A 19125-nucleotide genomic window follows, 5' to 3' on the forward strand; every position below is an offset into this window, starting at 1 on the left:
TCTTATCGTTTTTTAATCACGGTTTTACGTTCTTGCCCACCTGCTTCCACCGCCTCTTGGCAGCCGCCGCTATCTCGGCTTTGTTCGCTTTGGCGGGTCTTGCCCCTTCATCTATCTCCATCCAGACATCGCCCATGGTGGTGTATTTCACCGCCCTCGTCAGTCGTTTCAACTGCTTGTTCATCTTCTTCAACTTGGGACGGATGCCGAAGACTATCTCCACACGCTCCTTTTCGGTCATCTTGTTGCCCGACAGGCATACTGTGCGGATGTCATTCACAATCTCGATGCTGTTCATAATCAGCTCGCGGTATATCTTGTTGCGCTTGGCAGACAGGGCTACGGCAAGTCCATTAGCTGGATGGGCATCTAATTGAGCCACCAATCCTCCCATGTTGTCCACCAACTGACCTATCTCATGATAGAAACCATATATCTGTGCGGCATAGCTGACGATGGAACGAAAGGAATCCAAATAGTTGTTGAACTCCCGCTGCAGGTCGGTAGTGGCTTCCACTTCCTCCTTGGTCCAGATATGGCCGGTGGATTGCAACAGCATCACCTTCTCCTGGTTCTTCAGTTCTTTCTCTGCCTTATTGGTATACATTAGAATCATCCCCGCAAGAGTCGGGTCGTTCTGCGCCCGCACTCCTGCAAAGGATGACAACATTAATATGGAATAAACAACTATAACTCTCATATCTTATTTTCTTTATGATTAGCCACCGTTCCCGACAATTCCGTTGTCGGTCTGTCACTCTCCACTCACTCTCGCCGCCCGTCTCCACCGTCCCAAAGCCTGAGCTGCTATCTCCCCATTGCTGCGGTCTATCATCCCTGCCGTCACGCTGTTCCAAACGTCAGTCAACGTATAATAGCGGATGGAGAGGTAGAGCCGATGCAGTTTCTTGCTGAAGGCACTCAGCTTGTCGTTCAGTGCCCACAGCGTCTTGCTCCTTTCCGCACCAGTCAGCATGTTCTCTTTGCCTCCCTTGGCGACTGCATCTTTCAGCAGTGTGAAGACGGACACCAATTCCGTGGCGGTCTCCATATACAAGTTGTTCATCGAGAGGGTGGCGACGATGCCTTGCGGATTGTTGCTGATGGCCTTGTGCATCTTACACAAGGTGATGAATATCTTCACACCATCGTCGTACAGATAGGTACAGGCTTTGAGGGAAGAGGCATAACCGCTGGCGGTTTTCAGATAACTGTTGTACTTCTTCTCCCATTCGTGTATCTTTGTGAACTCTGCGGCGATGGTGTTCTGCAACAGGGCTGTCTTGGTCTGACCCTTGATTTCCTTCTCTATCTCACCGTTGATGGCTTCGTTGCCCTCTGCCAGTGCCATCCATTCCAAAGGGTTGGCTGTCACAATCTGTGCATGGGCTGACGGCACGCTCAGTACCAATGCCACGACAATGAGCCAAATCTTATCTATTCGTAATCTCATACACGCCCTTTCTTCGTTTGTTCGTTTCTACTCTTGTTCGTATCACACTCACCACGTCATAGCTGTTCTTGATGCCGGTCATTTCCAACTTTGGAGTCGTCCTGTCCATCGACAACACGGTCACGCTTTTCAGTCCGCACAACTGCTGCATCAAGGTCTGATGCTCCGCAAAGTCCACCACTCGGTACAGCTCCATATAATTCACGCTCCGCTGAAACACTCCGTGCTCACAGATGAGTTGCTCGCTCCCTATATGGTAGCGGATGCTCCTCAGATAGATGAATCGGTAGAGTAAACAGAGGGAGAACAAGAGAGTGATGACAAGCAACAGGGTGCTATACGCACAACCGGGCAATCCTCCGAATAGGAGCATTGCCACGCACAACAGCAACAGAGGCAGCTCGTTGATGAAAAACTGCCCGATGCTGGGGCGCAAGGTGATGATGCTATTATCTTCTTGTCTCATACGCTTCTATGATATGTGTTCTTTTCTTCTTTTTCCCTTTGTTTTTCTGCCTTGCCTGCTGCGATGAACTCGGCATAGTCAAAGGTGTCTGGCTCGCCTTTTGCAATCAGTTCCGCAGACTTCTTGTTGAGTAGCGCATCGTTCCAATCCTTGTAGCAACCCAACGGATGATAAGCTTGCACGTGCTCATGACGGAAGCCCATCTCTGTTGCAACCTTCCTGAAGTTTGCCACAAACTGCCGTCCGGCATCATCCTTGTCAAAACCCAAATAGTGCCTTGCGTTGGGAGTGACGGACAGTAGTCCTCGCATCTGCCCTTCAGTAGGAGTACCGCCCGTAGATACATACACCATCTTCACAGGATTTATCTGATACTCTGACATGGCATCGTATGCACTCTCAAACCATACAATCTCGTTGGCTTTCTCCAACGGCTTCCCCGTCAGGTTGGCAATCCACAGTCCTTCACTGCTGTTGCTTCCTTCTGCCTTGCCCTTATAGCCGCCACTGCCGTCCATCTTCGGTCGTCCTCGCTCCTCAAAGCCCACGGTCTTGTCGGGTGCCATGGGCAGTACAAGCGGAAAGGCAAGGTTGGCAAAGGTAAGTCCATCCGTCCGATGCTTGGTAGCCAGACAGAAATGCCGATGAAAGGCGTACTGGGTATAGAGGTCAATGCCACGGAACTTGAAATAGGGATAAAACTTCTTCTGTGTTTCCCTGTCCTGCGGATTGAACTTGTGGATGTCGTAGTCATTCAGGTTGAATGGCTTGCTGTCCTTTCTCGGTTCTACGATTTTCGATGGTCTGTCCTCGATGGGTTGGTTGAGCAGTCGGTTGCAGACAAGGTTGACAAGGCGGTCAGGAGACATTCCAGCCTTGTTCTCTGAAAACATTTCAGGATGCTCCTTGATGAAAGAAATGACGTTATACACCTTCTGCTGCGGCGGTTGGAAGCAGCACTTTCCGTTCTGCGTGACGATGAACTTGTCGCCACGTACCCGTCTGCCCTCGCTGTCAGTACGCACATACGACGGATAACGCAAGCCATCCCTCTTGTTCAGATGATAACCTGCGTCCACCAGCACTTCCTGTATGCTCAACCTGTCCAGAAAGTCATCGTATGTCAGCTCGTTCGCTTTCCCTTTTTCAGCCATATCGTCTTGCTGTTTTGTTGTCCTTTGTTGTCAATGTTGTCGTATATAGAGCCACCGTTCCCGAAAGTTTTGCTTTCGGGCTAATATCCTCGTCTAATCTCCGTAGCAACATGATTGGCTTCTGCCTCAAAGTACCTTGCCGCAATCTCCTGTGGTGAATCCACACCAGGTTTGAAGTAAGGACGTGGACCACCATGATGCTCGGCATACAACTCCGGGGCAGGATGGTGGTGATGGTGGTTCATGTCATGAGCAACCTCAGCCGTAACGACCGCTCCTGCCGTCAGTGCTGCCAGTATCTTCGTACCCAGTCCGGCATTGGCTTCGGGACGTGTCTTCATATCCACCTCATTGAATACCTTGGAGAACAGTTTCATGCGATGGTAGTCATCCACTGCCAAGAACTTATCGTAGTCCTTCTGCTTGATTTCGTGCGTGATAGCTTCACCATTGATGATGGCGGTCATGCGATACTTGGCTTCGCCTTTCTTTTCTCCCTCTGCTGGAGGTACTTTCTCCACCATAATATCGCCGACTTCCACCTCACGTCCGTGCGCTCCCTCACGATACCAACCCTTGTTCTCATTAATCAAGGCAAGGTCTTCACCTCTCACCATGGCATCACCTTGCAACACGTCCCGTCTGACAGTATCTTCCTCTTCCAAAGGAAGCAAACGTTCCTCGTCTTGTTGCTGTCTCTGCTGCAACTCCTGTTCAAGTTCGGGATGCAGATGCAGGTCGATGCGCTCCCTGCTGTTCAGTGTGTCCATCAGGATTCTGTCAGCAAAGTCGTCCTTGATGATGCCATTCAACAACTCCAAGCGTTGAACGACGGGCACTTCCTTGATGGAGTTGGAGGTGAGCTTCTTCACTTCCTCATCCGTCAGGTCATACACCATGTCGGCATTGACGCTGTTCGATTGGATGGTCAACGTCTTCGCACTTTCATCAATGATGATGCCATGCGATGCCAAACACTCCTGCCACTTCTCATTGGTGAAATAGACAGGCGAGGTAATCAGTTCTTTATAGGGCTTGGCAGGTTCTGTGCTTCTTGGTCTGTTGACGGAAGGCGTTATGATTCCTTCCAAATCTTTCAGCACATCCTGTTGCTGAGGGCTATAACTCTGTTGCAGCCCCTTATAGTAGAACCCGTAACCGCCGCTCTGCAACTCCCCAGGCTTCATTCTGCCGTCCCAACGTTCAGGCACAATCGGGGATTCGGGGAAGAACAATCGTCCTCCAACTCTGCGAAGATGGAATCCATCCTGACTGCGTGGTGTCCAACCTAAAAAGGGTGGTGGCATTCCGATGCGCCCCATTCGTCCATACTCGCCGATACCAACACGATAACCGTGCAGTCCCATGGCCACACGACCGTTGGCATTGCGTGCATGGACGAAGTTCTTGGGCATATAGAAGTCGTTGCCCACAATGCCCGTAAAGGTATTGTAGGCTAACTTGTTGGCATGATTCGTTCCCCAGTCGGTCAGAGCCAACATCTGCTTCTCTGTGATGTTATAGGTGAGCAGCGGACTGTCGTGGCCTTGCACCACAAGCTGATAGCCGCTGCCATTGCTCACCACATGCGCCTGCATACCATTGCGCATGAGCAGGTCACGCATCTCTGGCTGCAGGTCCATCTGTTGACTTTGTCTTCCTCTGTCACGACTCGGGATAGCCCAAGAAAATCTTGGTCTCTCCTCTCGCTGCTCCATCGGTTGGGGATTCGTATTCTTTCTTATCGCCATACTTATTCTTCACTCTTCATTTATCAAGCTTCTCCGTTCTCTATTGCCTTCTCCAACTCCTCATCCTTGTGATGGACAAACTGCTCCGCACTCTCTTCACAAATGCAGAGTCCGTTTTTCAGACAATAGCTTTCGTATTCTTCCTGCCATTCAGCAGAATGATGGTTGATAAACTCCAACCATCCGTACTCGCCGCTTTGCATCTTCTCGACGAGCACATCCTCTGGATAATATTTATTTGATGCCATATACTTATTATATTATGTGTAGATTACTTGTGCATGGAAAAAGAGGCGCGGTTGCGCTCTCCATTCTTCTTCTGCTCATTCCAAAGCTCCTCGGTGTATTCCTCTTCAGGCACATAGTCGAGATTGCCGTCATCGTCCATAACCCAACAGCCATAGCACCCGAAGGTGTATTTGTCCCACTCTCTCTTGGTGTTCTCCTTCCACTTCTGACTGTCACCTTGGTTAATCCTTATGCCGGTCTTGTCATTCAGGTCAATGCCCACCGTCACCTGTTCGTCCTCCATGATGAGCGTGAGTGGCTCACCCTTCTGCATCACGGTCAGCTCTGCCGAACTCAGTTTCAGTTCATCCTTCAGCACTTCCAAGTTGCGCCCGATGACAGGCGTTGGCACGGACATCACCTGATTGGTTTCCGTGTCAATCTGCACAAAAGCCTTGCTGCTTCTGCCTTCCGCATCCTTCACGTCAGCAAGGATAGCCTTTCCAGCCAGCAAGTCCTCCTGCTGTTCCTGAGTGAATGACTCTAACGGCGACTTCTCCAACTGCGGATAGAACACGACATCCACCTTGCCGTCCTCCATACGGACCAACGCAAATCGGGTGCGGCTCTTCAATGTCTCGCCCTCCTCATTAGTCACCTGAATGGGTAGCAGTGGCGAACGTCGTCCCTGACCAATATCTTCCAATGCCCACAAGGGCAGGTCTTCAATCTTTTCCTGTGTGAGACCAAAACGAGCCAGTGTCTGATAAGGCACCTCGCTCTCTTCAAATCGTACTTGCTTCATACTTTAACTTTGAATTTGAAATTAAACTCGTGCAAAGTTATACACCTATTCAGAGACAAGCAGAATTACATAAGATAATGCGTGCTATTTTTGACGATTATTATTATTTGAGTTTGATTTCTGCTCAAAAATCAAACTCGATTGCTATATTATGTTACAATCTTCTTGTCTTCCCTTTGTTCATTATGCCAGTCCAATAATTGCTTGTTAACTTTGCACCATGAAACGATTTCTACTCATCACAATAGCAGCAATATTCTGTTCATCAGCAACAGTATTCGCTCAGTTCAATACCGTCACGCAGACTAAGGCACACCGCAAGGCAGTGCCAAAAACGACGCAGTCCACAACACCTGAACAACAGCCCCCGTTCTCGCCGTGTCAGCGGCGAGACTCTCTTGCTTTTGCCCAAATACAAACCCAAACGGAGCAGACCGACCGCCTCCCGGCGCTTGTCAGTCCACTCCGTCACATATCTGTCACCAGCCCTTTCGGCTATCGCAGAGACCCATTCACAAAAAGAAAAGCACTACATAACGGGCTTGATTTGAAGGCAAATTATGAACCCGCATACGCCATGATGCAGGGCGAGGTCATCAAGGTAGGCAGGGACAAACGTTCAGGTCTGTATGTCACCCTCCGTCACGGCGACTTCACCATCAGCTATTGCCACCTCTCCCAAAGTCTCGTCACCAAAGGCACCCACGTCTATCCCGGCACCGTCATCGCCATGACAGGAAACAGTGGACGTAGCACTGGACCACATCTTCATTTGACACTAAAAAAGGATGGCAAGAACATCAATCCTGCCATCCTGCTCAATCTTATAAAGCAAACATCTATGAGCAATATGTTTGCCGAGAACACTGCCAATCCTGAAAACTAACTAATCCTTTCACCTTTTCCATTCAGTATCACACCATCTTCGTCATTGTCCTTGCAAAGGTACATGTCATAACCTATTGCCTGGATGCTACAGTATGACGGAGGTGTGATGACCTTGCCATCTGCTGTCATTAGTCCATACCATCCGCTTTCTGCCTCATAACGCCGGCATTTTGCCATCTTCTCCACTGGCAACGGTTCAATGTTTTCCGTCTCACTGGTGAGTGTACCTTCCTCATTGTAATTCTTAGAGGTAGAGTAGCGCAACTCATCAGACTCATAGGTCATATAACTTACGTCATTGATGTAGAAATCATTGATAATCTCACCACTATGGTCGTAACGTTGAATGATGTGGTTGCTGAGAGTAACACTGATATATTCGCTGCTTACCCAAATTTGACCTTTCGTGAACGGAATAACCGTGTTCAGCGTACTGTCCAATACGCTTTTGCCCTCTCCGTTATCGACAACCCAGAAGTTCCCGGAAGATTCGATGGAGAAATATTCTGGCTGCAACACCCACTTGCCCTGCTTGTCCAACAGCCCGAAACGATCACGACGTTCATTGTGGACAATGCAGCGGTTTTTGTGGAATACATAGCCTTCTGCTCCGGGGATATAAGGAATCTGTGGGTCTATCACCACCTTGCCCGATGCGTCGATGAACTTGATCCAGCCTCCATCATCCACCGATGCCAGTCCATCGGAGAAAATCCACGCATGGCTGTACTTCGGCTCAATGACAGGCTTGCCTGTGAACATATTGAAATAGCCGCGTTTCTTGCCGTCACTGTAGCATATCAGTGAGTCCATACCCAGTGGCTTGGCTATCCACCTGATTCCAGTAATGGTCTTCTTGCCGTCAGCAGTCTTTAGGAAACCGTCTTCATCGTAGTAGGTGTAATAGGTGACATTGCGGGAGATGTACTGCGTATCGTAATACGAGCCATCAAAATGCTTGTTTACCTCCAACCGATAGCAAGCAGTACGACAAAAATCCCAACCTGCGGCTATGGCCAGCAACAGCATCAGGAACGCAAAGCAGCTGCCCACTGTTCGACGGAGAATCTTGCCATACTTGGAGTCATCCCTCATGCCCAATATCACCGTAAACCAGTTGGCAATGCCAACGAGGAGGGCGGTCAACCCATGCCAGAACAGAATGAAAGCCCTTTTCATTGATGTTATCTTCGTTCTCATTTTCCTTCCTCCTCATCAAAAGCTTCGTCTGCCATACTGGTATATAGGTTGTGCCGCTCCTCTGCCGACATAGGTGCTGCGCATCCGTCTGCCTCCTGCATCTTCATGCACGAGAGGCGAGAGAAGAAGTTCATGCGCGTGCTGGTGTCCTTGCCCATCGAGGCACGTGTGCCCTCATGGCTATAGGCAAAGTTTCGCGAGTTGCGGATAGACAGTTTCATTGCCACCTCTACGGAATCCTGGTGGCACCACAATCGAAACCATAAGTCGCTGAAAATCAGCGACTTTTCTTTTTTTATAATAACTCTTACTCCCCCTTTTTCTCCCCCACCTATACTTTATACTAGTTTAACCTCCACAACGTTAATATACTCAAAGGACAATACTATTATTTCTACAAATTGTTGCATAGTTGAGCAACATTGATTATTTTTGCAACATGGAAACTGAAAGAAAAATAAGAACATACGGAGGATACTTTGAGAAATTCATGGAGACTCTGAATGAAAAGGAGCAAGAAAAAGTACAATATGGATTGCTTCTACTCAAAACACAAGAAAGATTATCCACTAAATTTGTAAAAAGTATCAGAGACGGTATCTTTGAGCTACGCACTGAATATGGAGGGAACATTTATAGGGTATTTTTATTTTTGATGAAGGAAATATAGTAATACTATTTAATGGATTCCAAAAGAAAACTCAAAAGACTCCAAATAGTGAAATAGAAAAAGCCATAAAAATAAAGGAGGCATATTATGCAGACAAACAATCATCAACTAGTAGATTATGACGCAGTACTTGATGCCAAGTTCGGGGCTAAAGGTACGGCAAGCAGACTTGAAGCTGAGGAAAAAGCCTATGCATTCTATACCGGACAGATTATAGAGGATGCAAGAAAGAAAGCAAAAATAAGTCAAGCTGAACTGGCAAGAAGAATAGGATCCAATCGTTCTTACATCTCAAGGGTAGAAAGTGGACAAACAGAACCTAAAGTTTCCACCTTCTACAGAATAATGAATGCATTGGGATGTAAAATAGAATTGTCAATGTCCTTGTAAAATTTACAATCACTACTATAAACATTTATCCTGTCATAAAACAATGGCAGGATTTTTTTATTCCTCTCCCATTCCCCTCAAACCCTTATATATGAAATAAACAATAACAATAGAAAAATCAAACTATAAATCAAAAACAAAAATACGATACCTGGTCCTATTTATGTTTCAGAGGATGGCATGAATATGGATTGGAAGGATAGATGACAGGAAGTAAGTATAAAGCTACAGTCTTTATATCGAAACCTGATTTGTCTATCGAAGAGCCAAGTTAAAGCGAAGAGTTTCAGACAAGGTTCTTCATTATATATGTGAGGATAATATCTATATGCAAAAAGATTTGTATTAGAAGCCATTTCTAAAACTAACCGAATGATGATTAGTTTTAGAAGTTGTTTCATATTATCCTTATGACAATAGCAGAGTACTGAGAAATCAGTATTCTGCTATTTTTTTATTGCTTACAAGGCAGACATCCATTTCCACGCAGGAATAACATCAATCTTTTTATTTTCTATGTAAATAACATCCTCATAGTCGATGGTTATGATTTTCATATTATCACACCCGGTAGCGGACGATGCTTCAATAATACCTCGTATCTCCCTTTCTTTTGTTTCAGCATCGCTCATATCCCATGTCACCTGAATAAGCTCCACCACAGACTCCTCCCGTTGTATTACGAAATCGCATTCACTGTTGCCTTGATAATACGAAATCTTATCTGATGGCATACGATTTCTATACAGATGCATAAATACGCTGTTCTCTAGATTCTTTCCATTGTCATTGCTCTGTGGCATAATGACAGCACTGCGTAAACCATTGTCTATACAATAATACTTGTCGAGTGATTTCTGTTCTTTGCTGAGCGAACGTTCATATTTGGGAATTCTGATGAACAGAAAAATGTCACACGCATAATCGGCCCAAAGATAAAGGTCGTCTTTTGTAACTTTAAGACCTTGCGACTTTATATCCTTATATATGGCATTTATAGATGTAGGTTTGGTCAGGTTGGACATTATCCTCTTAACGAAATATCTTACCATACCGATATTCGAAATCTTGTAGTGCTCTACCATATCCTTAAGAATCATTGTATCGAAATATCCGTGCAACAACTTTATCTGTTCGGAACGAGTATGTGTAAGAACTATTTCTGGGAAGGAACTTACGCCGTTATATTCCAAGAAAGCATTCCGTAGTCTGGCTATGTCCTGCTCAAGATAACTATCAGTTCTAACACCGATAAACCGACAATATTCATTGAATGATAAAGGAAAAGTTTCGTATTCCAAAGGGTATCCTCTCAATGCGGAACTTAATTCTTTGGATAGCATCGTAGCATTACTTCCGCATACATAAATATTCTTGCAGTAAGATTTGTAAAGGCGCAGCACAAAGTATTCCCAGTCTTTTATTAACTGAATCTCATCCAAAAAGATATGTACATCTTTGAATGCCACGTCAGGATACATCTCCATATAGGCTACAACCACCTCATCAAGTTGTGATGCGTCCATGCTCTTTAATCGTTCATCGTCGAAACCTAACCATAAAATGTTCTTAGAAGGTACTCCGCCTGCAACAAGTTCGTTGATAGCTATCTCCATCATGGTAGATTTTCCACATCGTCGCACACCTGGTACTGTTATAATCTTTTTACGTGCTAAAGGCAGCTTAGTGTCTCTATCTATAACATCGAACGGTATTTCACTCTGTTTTATAGCAATCAGAGATTTTATAATATCCTTTCTCATAGTCTTTCCTTTTTTAAAGGACAAATATAGCAAATTCTTTCCTTTTTTCAAGGAAAGGAATAAAAATATCTATTATCCAAGTATTTCAGGTCTGATATGGTGCTGAGTATCATAAACTTGAATCTTACAAAAGCTTGCCTCTGAAATTTTAGGGGTATCTCAACATTCATTACTAATGTTAAAATCCAAACTTCCTGATTTGTAACTATTGTCATATATCATATGAAGTTGTAACGCTCGACCGATAAAACATTGTAGATTATCAGCATATCATTGACTGATAGAACTCACTTGCGCGAGCTGTTCAATAAGACTAATTTGGTTCTTAATCAAATTCCGTGCTAGTAAAGCTCATTGAAAGGCCGATGGATAAAGGGATATCGGCATATTAGAAATAACAAATAAATTATCCAAACTATATGCATCTTAAAGTACTCCAGAATAGCCATGAATAAGGTAATTGAACATAAATAAGTAGCACGGAATTTGATTAAGAACCACTAATTTTCATTATTGTCCACTAAAAATCGCAAATAGTTCTTTGAAATAATTGAATTACAGTTTATTAGAAGAGATTTTCTTGCGCAACGATTTGAAATCATAACTTTGCAGCCTTTTATGTTAGGCTGTATATGAATAAAGACAAATACGTTTTCGCCCAAATGGTTGAGTTTTTAGACAACTACAAGTTTCTCCGTATCGTAAAGAAGTATGATGGCAACAAGTATGTTAAGCATTTTACTTGCTGGAATCAACTTCTTACTTTGATGTTCGGACAATTGTGCAATCGTGAAAGTCTTCGTGATCTGATTGTTGCACTGAATGCACATCAAGAGAAATGCTACCATCTTGGAGTTGGGAAACATGTCACCCGAAGCAACCTTGCAAAAGCAAATGAGAACCGGGACTACCGTATCTTTGAGGACTTCGCATTCCACATGATAAGCGAAGCCAGAAAGAAAAGAGTAAATGACATATTCAAACTAAACGGAAATGTATATGCCTTCGATTCTACCACAATTGACTTGTGTCTGAAATTGTTCCCTTGGGCTAACTTTAGTACATATAAGGGAGGTATCAAAATCCACACTTTATATGATGTCGAAACTCAAGTTCCTGCCTTTATCCATATAACCGAAGCAAAGATAAACGATGTCAGGGCTATGGACGTAATAACTTATGAATCTGGCTCATTCTATGTTTTCGACCGTGCATATAACGATTATCATCGTCTCTACAAGATACATATGATGGATTCGTTCTTTGTTGTACGGGCTAAGACAAACATAAAGGCAAGAGTACTCAAATGGAAACGACGTTTACCCAAGAATATATTGTCAGACTGTGAGATTGAACTTACCGGTTTCTATACCCAAAAATCATATCCTGAAACGATTCGTTTGGTGAGGTTTTGGGATGAAGAAGACGAACGGGAGTTCGTTTATCTGACAAATGCAAAACATATTCCAGCCTTACAGGTTGCGGAACTTTACAAGAATCGTTGGCAAGTGGAACTGTTCTTTAAATGGCTCAAGCAGCACCTGAAAATAAAGAAATTTTGGGGTACTTCCGAGAACGCTGTAAAGATACAAGTCTACTCAGCAATCATTGCCTACTGTCTTGTGGCTATCATGCAACATGATATGAAACTTAACAGATCGACATACGAGGTTCTACAAATTCTTGGTATTTCTCTTACGGACAAGACTCCATTAAGAAATCTATTCAGCAAAACTAAATTCAATGATGTCAAAGAACAAAGCGGTCTTGATGGACCAAATTTATTTAGTAATTATAATTTTTAATTCGTCCTCTAATTTTTAGTGGACACTAGTGACTAATTTTAATAAATTACCCCGTTTTATAATCCTTAAAACCCTTATATATAGATATAAACAACTAATAATTAACGATTTAAATATAAGGAGAAATGAAAAATTAGAAACAACTAAAAAATTAAAGTAATGAACAAGGACGTAATTGTCATTGCTCTGGAGATTATTACTATAGTCACCAGGGAAATTAGAGATTGGATGTGTAAAGGGAGAAGATAGAATACCGATACACAAGTTTTTAACATTTTAAGGATAAGTAAAATGGAAACAAGACTAACAAAGTATCAGGATGTGGAAGATGCTGTTATTATCGACCAGCCTGAAGAAAAAAAAGCATTTATCCTTGGGAATACCAGGGGAATAGAATTGCAGAACTTACAGGATGATTATTTGGTACCTGTATTTAGTAGAGATAATGTCGAGACAATCAGTCATAACGACTTTATTAATACAGTATTTGATGCCGCCCAGACTTTTTATCAAGGGCAGCAGTTTTTGGAGCCTAACATAAGGGTCAGTCACGAAATGAAGCTAAGAACACGTAAAGGTTCAGGAAAGCTTGTTGAAAATCTAACAGACGAAGATTCAGGCTCATATTATCAGAGAATGATGTTTATTATAGAAATTCCAAGTATAACTTATAACATTGAAGGAAATGATCTTACATTACAGATTGTAGGTGTGAGGTCTTACAGTGAAACGAACTTGCTTGGAAATGCCAGCCAGAAACAGCTTTTTAGAGTTGGTGTAGGATTCCTAAATCAGGTATGCACTAACATGCTATTAAGTACAGACGGAGTTAAACTTGACATAAAAGTGACAAATACAGCAGATTTGTATAAATATTGTATGGAACTTTTCAGCAGATACAATTACATAAAGCATGTCGAGGAAATGAGAACTCTTAAGAACACATTTATTGACGTAACAACTTTTGCACAATTTTTAGGTAAAGCGAGGATGTACCAAGCCTTGCCTCAAAGTGTAAAGACAGATCTTCAGTTGCCGGAGCTGATATTGAATGAAGCTCAGATAAACGCAGCTGTGAGAGATTACTATTCTGATGAAAATTTCGCTTCATTCGGAAAGAACATGTCCGGATGGAATTTTTATCAATTACTCACTAATTATAAGAATAACTACATCGATACAATGATGGAAAGAACTATAAACGCTTATGATATATCTTTAGGTATTACGAAAGCAATATCGGGAGAAGATGATAAATGGGGATGGTTCATTGAATAATTATTTTTAGTAAGATACCGGAGGAGGTATAGAATATCAAAGTTTATTAGAAAACAGAATTATAAACCGAGATAATCTATGCCTCCTCTTTTTGTTTCACCATTAAATAATAACAGAAATGATAAACGTAAATATTGAACTTTTTAAGAGAACTACACCTGTGAAAAAGATTGAAATTATAGAAAATCTGACACAGACCGAATTAGGAAGAGTAACAGAAGAAACCATACTCAAAATCGTCAAGGAAACAGGACGAAGAAGAAAAGGTACAAGGGATTATGAATTTTACATTAATCCCGACAGAAGAAAAGGAAATAATTGGAATTCTGTGGTAGAAGGACTATGGCTCTACAAGGGAAAACTAAGTGTTATGGTATATGTCCAATTCGATAATACAGATACCAGTTTAATAGTACCATTTCAGTATTTCTTTAAGAAAGGTGATTTTAGAGGAACGGTAAAAAGGGATGACCACTATGGGAATCCACAAACCCACTACTATGTGTATGATGAGAAAGATAGGCAGAAGAGCCTTCTTGTCGCAGTCCTTACCATGAAGAACACATTCAAACAAGTGTTTCAGGTAATCCTGAGGATCTATATCGTTCAACTTACAGCTTTCTATCAGGGAGAAGATGAATGCCGAGTTTTCTGCGGCTGCCTCACTTCCTATATTCATACAGTTCTTGAGCAGCAGCTTTACAGGTTTCATTCTTTGCTCACAGAGATTGTTGGATATTTCCGCTGAACCGTCCTTGAGGATATTTCTCAAGGATTTCCACTGGTTTATCGTGTAGTTCGCAGCCTTTCTCATCAGTTCGTTAGCCATAATCTTCGCATCATGCATCATCATGACCACCTTATGATGGATACGTTCAAGAATAGGTCCTGTAAGTTTAAGTCTTTTTTCCTTTATCTGCTCGCCGCTGAGTTTCATTGTGCGGAACAGGTCTTCATTCCTGAATAAATCACCGATAGAATCTATTATGTCCATCGCCGTCCTGTCTGATGGCAAGGCATCAACCCACAACCTCCTGCAGTGTGTCCAGCATCCTATATGAAGCACCTTTGATTCTTCTCCGTCGAACATCCTGTAAACCGTATATCCGTCTGTAGATATAGATCCCATAAAATGCTCAAGGAAGGTCTTTGCTACATCAGAGGCTCTGCTGCCGTTATTGTAATGATAGTAAACCAACTTGACATGCTTTGCAAAGAAAGCCCATAAGTACTTTCTCCTGTAAGCCTTACCTTCCGGTGTTTCAACTCCGACAAGTTCGGTAGTCTCATCAACCATAAGGTATTTTGCCTGTTGTACAAACTCCTTGAAGACATCTTCCATAAACTCCCTAAGCCTGGAGATTCCGTTATGGATATAGCCGTTCAGCGTGGTATTGCTTATGTGGATGCCTTCTCTTGCAAGCAGTCTTATCTGTCTGTTCTCAGGCATACTGAAGTCATATTTCAGACAAAGCAGACGGGCAAGCAAATCAGGGGAAAAGATTCCTCCAAGGTTTTTCAAGGGATGCTCCATCGTGTTAGTGAAAGTGCCATCTGCAAGCTTTACCCTTGCCACCTTGTACACATGCTCCACGTTATGAGCACGTACATGTTCTATAAACCTGTATTCCCACACATCAGCCATTCCGTTACGCTTCATAAGCCTTGCACCATCCGGGAGTTGGTAATAGTCTTCTATTTCATGAACAATTACCTTATCCACCTTCAGCCTGGTCTTTGCTGCACGGGGAGCAGTTTCCTTTTTCCTTGAAGGCCTGCAGTTCTGTGCAGGTACGTTACCGGAAGAGGTATTGCTGCCGGTACCGTTACCATCGGTCTTATTATCATCATCACCTTTCTTGCCAGAACCGTCGTACTCGGACTTCTCCATTGCAGACTTATCAATGTTACGGTTGTTCAGCAGCCTTCTTTGTTCTGAGGTACGGCCGAAACGGTGTTTCCTGCCGTCCTCAAGCTGAAGCCTGAGATTGGATATCTCATTTGCCAGCATCATGTTCACCTCGTCTTTTGCCTCAAGCTGCTTTCTCATAAGTTCCATTTCCTTTCGATTATTCTCGACTGTTGTAGACAACTCATTGATTGTATCAACCATAGCCTTGGAGTTCTCTTTGTTTGATTCTTCAATAGCCTTAAGCCTCGCAATCAGTTCGTTTACTTGTTTGCGAAGCCCCGCCTTTTCCTCATTCGCCAGACCCAGCTGGCAGCAAAGTAACTCGTATGCTCTTTCATCAATCATGATATAAAGGTACGAAAAATCAGGCAGTTACGCAAATTTTTTATCGTTTATTTTTGTGTCATTTTATTGATAATCAATGTATTAATATTAATCTTTCGGACTGACGTACATCTTGTCAACTACTATGCTTTCCGTAAGATAGGCCATGTCCGACCATTGTATCCGGTAGCATCTGGAAACTTCATCAAACACAGGTTTCTTGAACTTTCCCATGACAGGACGTTTCTCGTAAAGCACATAAAAACCGCGTTCGTAATGAAGTATCTTAACGACCTTCCGGTTACGGGACATGAACATATATACATTGGATGCATCGCTCGGGTCAAGTGACATCTCTTCCCTTATACTCTCACACAGGCGGAAGATTCCTTTCCGCAAATCCACATTACCGTTGAACAGGTAATAGTTTAGGTTAGCACTCAGTCCAAGCATATCATCCTATCATTTTATTAAGCAACAGACTCAAATCAAGAACTGTGGTGTTTCTCAGAAACAGTGTTGCGCCAGATGCCAGTTGTAACTTAACCCATTTTATTGGTGGTTCGCCTTCCGGCTGTTTCACTTCCATCTTCACGGTTGGACTATTGCAGGGTTTACCGATTATCTGGACTTTTGCAACCTTGGGTTGCTCAACCTGGACCGTCTTGCCTAACTTCTCGCTCCATAGCTGATGACGTTGCCAGTTCATGAACTTGTCGTAGTTTACTCCATAATCCGCACAGAACTCGCGAAGATCCTTGGTCTCGCTGCATAACCGGTAGAGGTCATATACCTCCTGATAGTTTACTTTTTCTTTCGCCATAATCATTGATGTTATTTGGTTATGACGCAAAGGTAGGTTTAGGAAACATACGTGTCAAGGCGGAAAATAGAATGCTTACATTTCTTTAGTTCAAATTTACTTTAGAATCATCTGGATTTCAAAGGTTTATCCAAAAGTAATATTTATTGAAAATCTGACTTATCTGGAAATGACACAGTTTGAATTACGGTCTCGCTAATTTAATTTACATCCTCGACAGTCTTATTTTACACAAGCTATTGCCTACTTTTTTATGTTAATTTTTAATCTTTGAATCAGGGCGCCAGCTCCTAATTCGCATAAATTATTTAAATTCTATTTTTTCTTCAGTCTCCACTACTTCAAGCATTTTATTTGCCTTTCCTTTATATACGTTGTTATTAAACTTTAAATTTTTTGAACACACAACACTTATAACCGGATTATCTGGAAATTGTTGTGGATATGTTCCACTGTTAGTTATAATATTATCTGTAAAAGTTAACCCATCAACGTTAGTGATTTGCAATATCAGATTGTCAAAATGATTGAATGTATTTGATTTAATATTAATATTACTAAAAGCCATATTTTTATTTTTCTCATCTGTTCTAAAGCATATAACCCCTCTATCCATACCGCCAATAGTACAATCTTGGAAAGTATTATCCTCAATAGTAACATTTGCAGCATTACCAGATTCAAACCAAGAAGAACTTTCAACAGGGAGAAGTATAGCTTCCATTTCTGTAGAGAAATAATTATTTTTTACAACAGTTTTTTTAGGAGTAGAAATAAGCAAACCTCTGGCTCTATTTCTACTAATATCACAATTTTCAACTAAAACTTCAGGGTAAGCTGAAAGATTTTCAAGCAAATCGCCCACTTTTATGTTATCAGGTATAGATTCATTCAGATATACAATCTGATAGCGTCCATTTATCTGATCCGTCCCCTTTACAGTCAATTTATGATAGGCATGAAATGAATCAGACAAACGAACCAATCCTACTGTATCTCCAGTGCATGCAAGCCTGAAACCTAATTGCTGAAAATGCCCAACTCTCATTCTTAGAGTTTTATCATCAATTATCTCATAAACTTCCTGATATGCACCATGAACATTCATTGCATCGTCAAGCTGATTATGAAAAACACAATTGCGAAGGGAAACTTTTCCTCTACAACCTACAAAATGAGTAGCATCTGCAGTAGTCGACACCATCCTGTTACCAGATGGTTCAACGACACATTTATATAAATCCACATTACTACAGTTCTCAAAAAGAAATCCCATTCCTCCTGCATGATGAACTATTACATTTTCTGCTGAAAAGTCCTCTGTATCATTAGCCTTGAATGCTGGTGCAAATCTATTTTCACCCTGCTCTCCTTTTGAAGCTAATACCATTCCTATTGGAGGCATTTTTTTCCTATGGTTATACACTCTCACAAGACCGGGTTTCAATTGTTTTACCTCCAACTGATTACGTCTCCCTCTATATCTTATATAATCATCTTTTGAATCCGTTTTATATTTATATTCAAAATCTTTATAATTCTTTTCTTTGACTTTTGTCAATGTTGTTAAAGGTGTATATATCTCTGTTTGATAAGCAATAGCCTTTCTTGTCGGGTCATATAATATACTCTGCCCCAAAGAATGTTCGTAATATGGTTTAACAAAAACCAATTGTCCGTTACGTATTTCATAAGGATATTCCTTTGATATACTCATATCAAAAGAGCCATCACTGTTATGCGATGTTATAATTGACTCGCTATGGAACGGTTCCGCAAAATCAATTGAAAGATTTTTCACTCTGATATTTTTACATTTTTCCATTAAAAAAGGAATCATCCTACCATGAAAAATAAACTTAGAACCATTCCCGTCAATGGTCAGATTTCTTTTATCTTTAAGCATGAATGCTATTCTTGCCATCACATCATTGTGATTGGAAATATAACAATATTTCTCGTAAGCAAATTCAGGATAGAAATGATAAGTACCTTTTTCGAAAGAAATAGTAGCAGCGGCATCATAACTAAGTTTATTAATTATGTTATAAACACATGACGTAGCATCATCGCCTTCTTCTAATGATATTGTAAAATTCAGGTCACCATGAATATTTGAGGAACAAGATGCTGTAAGCAGCATATTAAAAATAAAAACCGATAACAACAAAAAAGTAAATTTCATTCGCATAATATTAAATATAAAAAACAAGAA

The 19125-nt window shown here is 42.1% G+C and carries 18 protein-coding genes and 1 pseudogene; 5 read left to right on the forward strand and 14 right to left on the reverse strand.

The genetic code is table 11. From position 1 onward, the window contains the following. Positions 1 to 16: 16 nt before the first annotated feature. The 7 genes from KSX81_RS00745 to KSX81_RS00775 all read right to left on the reverse strand — a co-directional run bounded on the left by KSX81_RS00745 (position 17) and on the right by KSX81_RS00775 (position 5857). Entirely contained in the window at positions 17 to 700 is a 684-nt protein-coding gene (locus KSX81_RS00745) for a hypothetical protein (protein WP_060451221.1), read from the reverse strand. A gap of 54 nt (positions 701 to 754) precedes the next feature. Then, entirely contained in the window at positions 755 to 1453 is a 699-nt protein-coding gene (locus tag KSX81_RS00750) for a hypothetical protein (RefSeq protein ID WP_004319983.1), read from the reverse strand. Next, entirely contained in the window at positions 1434 to 1919 is a 486-nt protein-coding gene (locus KSX81_RS00755; protein WP_004319985.1) for a PH domain-containing protein, read from the reverse strand. Before KSX81_RS00755 ends, KSX81_RS00750 begins: the two co-directional genes overlap by 20 nt. After that, the gene (locus tag KSX81_RS00760) at positions 1916 to 3073 is read right to left on the reverse strand and encodes a toprim domain-containing protein (protein WP_060451220.1); all 1158 of its coding nucleotides are present in this window, start codon (positions 3071 to 3073) and stop codon (positions 1916 to 1918) included. The genes KSX81_RS00755 and KSX81_RS00760 overlap by 4 nt, the downstream gene beginning before the upstream one ends. 80 nt (positions 3074 to 3153) lie before the next feature. Next, entirely contained in the window at positions 3154 to 4824 is a 1671-nt protein-coding gene (locus tag KSX81_RS00765) for a hypothetical protein (RefSeq protein ID WP_374690139.1), read from the reverse strand. Positions 4825 to 4847: 23 nt separating this feature from the next. Continuing rightward, positions 4848 to 5072, reverse strand: a complete 225-nt coding sequence (locus KSX81_RS00770; protein ID WP_004319991.1) for a hypothetical protein — start codon at positions 5070 to 5072, stop codon at positions 4848 to 4850. A gap of 23 nt (positions 5073 to 5095) precedes the next feature. After that, positions 5096 to 5857: a DUF4099 domain-containing protein gene (locus tag KSX81_RS00775; RefSeq protein ID WP_004319993.1), complete on the reverse strand. Its 762-nt coding sequence runs from the start codon at positions 5855 to 5857 to the stop codon at positions 5096 to 5098. A 220-nt stretch (positions 5858 to 6077) separates the two neighbouring features. On the opposite strand from KSX81_RS00775, the gene KSX81_RS00780 reads away from it, so the two are divergent. Beyond that, a complete protein-coding gene (locus KSX81_RS00780) occupies positions 6078 to 6743 on the forward strand; it encodes a M23 family metallopeptidase (protein WP_004319995.1) in 666 nt (221 codons plus the stop codon). Here the strand turns inward: KSX81_RS00780 and KSX81_RS00785 are convergent. Beyond that, positions 6740 to 7945, reverse strand: coding sequence for a WG repeat-containing protein (locus KSX81_RS00785; protein ID WP_121765591.1), 1206 nt, complete (start codon positions 7943 to 7945; stop codon positions 6740 to 6742). The two genes, KSX81_RS00780 and KSX81_RS00785, sit on opposite strands and share 4 nt — an antisense overlap. After that, complete coding sequence (locus KSX81_RS00790) at positions 7942 to 8172, reverse strand: hypothetical protein (RefSeq protein ID WP_149923934.1); 231 nt, start codon at positions 8170 to 8172, stop codon at positions 7942 to 7944. The genes KSX81_RS00785 and KSX81_RS00790 overlap by 4 nt, the downstream gene beginning before the upstream one ends. 212 nt (positions 8173 to 8384) lie before the next feature. On the opposite strand from KSX81_RS00790, the pseudogene KSX81_RS00795 reads away from it, so the two are divergent. Beyond that, positions 8385 to 8737, forward strand: a pseudogene (locus tag KSX81_RS00795) (type II toxin-antitoxin system RelE/ParE family toxin). Next, positions 8703 to 9005 carry a helix-turn-helix domain-containing protein gene (locus KSX81_RS00800; RefSeq protein WP_004320000.1) on the forward strand — a complete coding sequence of 101 codons (303 nt, stop codon included), beginning with the start codon at positions 8703 to 8705 and terminating at the stop codon, positions 9003 to 9005. Before KSX81_RS00795 ends, KSX81_RS00800 begins: the two are co-directional and overlap by 35 nt. A gap of 461 nt (positions 9006 to 9466) precedes the next feature. On the opposite strand, the gene KSX81_RS00805 is transcribed toward KSX81_RS00800, so the two are convergent. After that, positions 9467 to 10768, reverse strand: coding sequence for an ATP-binding protein (locus KSX81_RS00805; protein ID WP_004320002.1), 1302 nt, complete (start codon positions 10766 to 10768; stop codon positions 9467 to 9469). A 632-nt stretch (positions 10769 to 11400) separates the two neighbouring features. Between KSX81_RS00805 and KSX81_RS00810 the strand changes: the two genes are divergently transcribed. Both KSX81_RS00810 and KSX81_RS00815 read left to right on the forward strand, forming a co-directional pair. After that, positions 11401 to 12573, forward strand: coding sequence for an IS4 family transposase (locus tag KSX81_RS00810; protein WP_060451217.1), 1173 nt, complete (start codon positions 11401 to 11403; stop codon positions 12571 to 12573). Positions 12574 to 12864: 291 nt separating this feature from the next. Continuing rightward, positions 12865 to 13851 (forward strand): DUF3871 family protein, encoded by a 987-nt coding sequence (locus tag KSX81_RS00815; RefSeq protein WP_060451216.1) that lies wholly within the window; start codon positions 12865 to 12867, stop codon positions 13849 to 13851. A 406-nt stretch (positions 13852 to 14257) separates the two neighbouring features. Here KSX81_RS00815 and tnpC read toward each other — a convergent pair whose 3' ends face one another. From tnpC to KSX81_RS00835, 4 genes are all read right to left on the reverse strand, one after another. After that, positions 14258 to 16108, reverse strand: coding sequence for an IS66 family transposase (gene tnpC / locus KSX81_RS00820; protein WP_225472751.1), 1851 nt, complete (start codon positions 16106 to 16108; stop codon positions 14258 to 14260). Positions 16109 to 16195: 87 nt separating this feature from the next. Further along, a complete protein-coding gene (tnpB, locus tag KSX81_RS00825; protein WP_060451215.1) occupies positions 16196 to 16540 on the reverse strand; it encodes an IS66 family insertion sequence element accessory protein TnpB in 345 nt (114 codons plus the stop codon). Between the two features lies 1 nt (position 16541). Next, positions 16542 to 16910 carry a hypothetical protein gene (locus KSX81_RS00830; protein WP_174522443.1) on the reverse strand — a complete coding sequence of 123 codons (369 nt, stop codon included), beginning with the start codon at positions 16908 to 16910 and terminating at the stop codon, positions 16542 to 16544. Positions 16911 to 17214: 304 nt separating this feature from the next. Next, positions 17215 to 19095 (reverse strand): right-handed parallel beta-helix repeat-containing protein, encoded by a 1881-nt coding sequence (locus KSX81_RS00835; protein WP_157452182.1) that lies wholly within the window; start codon positions 19093 to 19095, stop codon positions 17215 to 17217. Between the last annotated feature and the right edge of the window lie 30 nt (positions 19096 to 19125).

The sequence above is a fragment of the Bacteroides sp. MSK.18.37 genome (assembly GCF_019129155.2).
Lineage (GTDB): Bacteria > Bacteroidota > Bacteroidia > Bacteroidales > Bacteroidaceae > Bacteroides > Bacteroides ovatus.

Coding starts and splice junctions, on each gene's coding strand:
- KSX81_RS00810 (WP_060451217.1), top strand. CDS start 11,401: ATGAATAAAGACAAATACGTTTTCGCCCAAATGGTTGAGTTTTTAGAC.
- tnpC (WP_225472751.1), bottom strand. CDS start 16,108: ATGATTGATGAAAGAGCATACGAGTTACTTTGCTGCCAGCTGGGTCTG.
- KSX81_RS00750 (WP_004319983.1), bottom strand. CDS start 1,453: ATGAGATTACGAATAGATAAGATTTGGCTCATTGTCGTGGCATTGGTA.
- KSX81_RS00780 (WP_004319995.1), top strand. CDS start 6,078: ATGAAACGATTTCTACTCATCACAATAGCAGCAATATTCTGTTCATCA.
- KSX81_RS00760 (WP_060451220.1), bottom strand. CDS start 3,073: ATGGCTGAAAAAGGGAAAGCGAACGAGCTGACATACGATGACTTTCTG.
- tnpB (WP_060451215.1), bottom strand. CDS start 16,540: ATGCTTGGACTGAGTGCTAACCTAAACTATTACCTGTTCAACGGTAAT.
- KSX81_RS00805 (WP_004320002.1), bottom strand. CDS start 10,768: ATGAGAAAGGATATTATAAAATCTCTGATTGCTATAAAACAGAGTGAA.
- KSX81_RS00800 (WP_004320000.1), top strand. CDS start 8,703: ATGCAGACAAACAATCATCAACTAGTAGATTATGACGCAGTACTTGAT.
- KSX81_RS00775 (WP_004319993.1), bottom strand. CDS start 5,857: ATGAAGCAAGTACGATTTGAAGAGAGCGAGGTGCCTTATCAGACACTG.
- KSX81_RS00755 (WP_004319985.1), bottom strand. CDS start 1,919: ATGAGACAAGAAGATAATAGCATCATCACCTTGCGCCCCAGCATCGGG.
- KSX81_RS00815 (WP_060451216.1), top strand. CDS start 12,865: ATGGAAACAAGACTAACAAAGTATCAGGATGTGGAAGATGCTGTTATT.
- KSX81_RS00745 (WP_060451221.1), bottom strand. CDS start 700: ATGAGAGTTATAGTTGTTTATTCCATATTAATGTTGTCATCCTTTGCA.
- KSX81_RS00785 (WP_121765591.1), bottom strand. CDS start 7,945: ATGAGAACGAAGATAACATCAATGAAAAGGGCTTTCATTCTGTTCTGG.
- KSX81_RS00835 (WP_157452182.1), bottom strand. CDS start 19,095: ATGAAATTTACTTTTTTGTTGTTATCGGTTTTTATTTTTAATATGCTG.
- KSX81_RS00770 (WP_004319991.1), bottom strand. CDS start 5,072: ATGGCATCAAATAAATATTATCCAGAGGATGTGCTCGTCGAGAAGATG.
- KSX81_RS00830 (WP_174522443.1), bottom strand. CDS start 16,910: ATGGCGAAAGAAAAAGTAAACTATCAGGAGGTATATGACCTCTACCGG.
- KSX81_RS00765 (WP_374690139.1), bottom strand. CDS start 4,824: ATGGCGATAAGAAAGAATACGAATCCCCAACCGATGGAGCAGCGAGAG.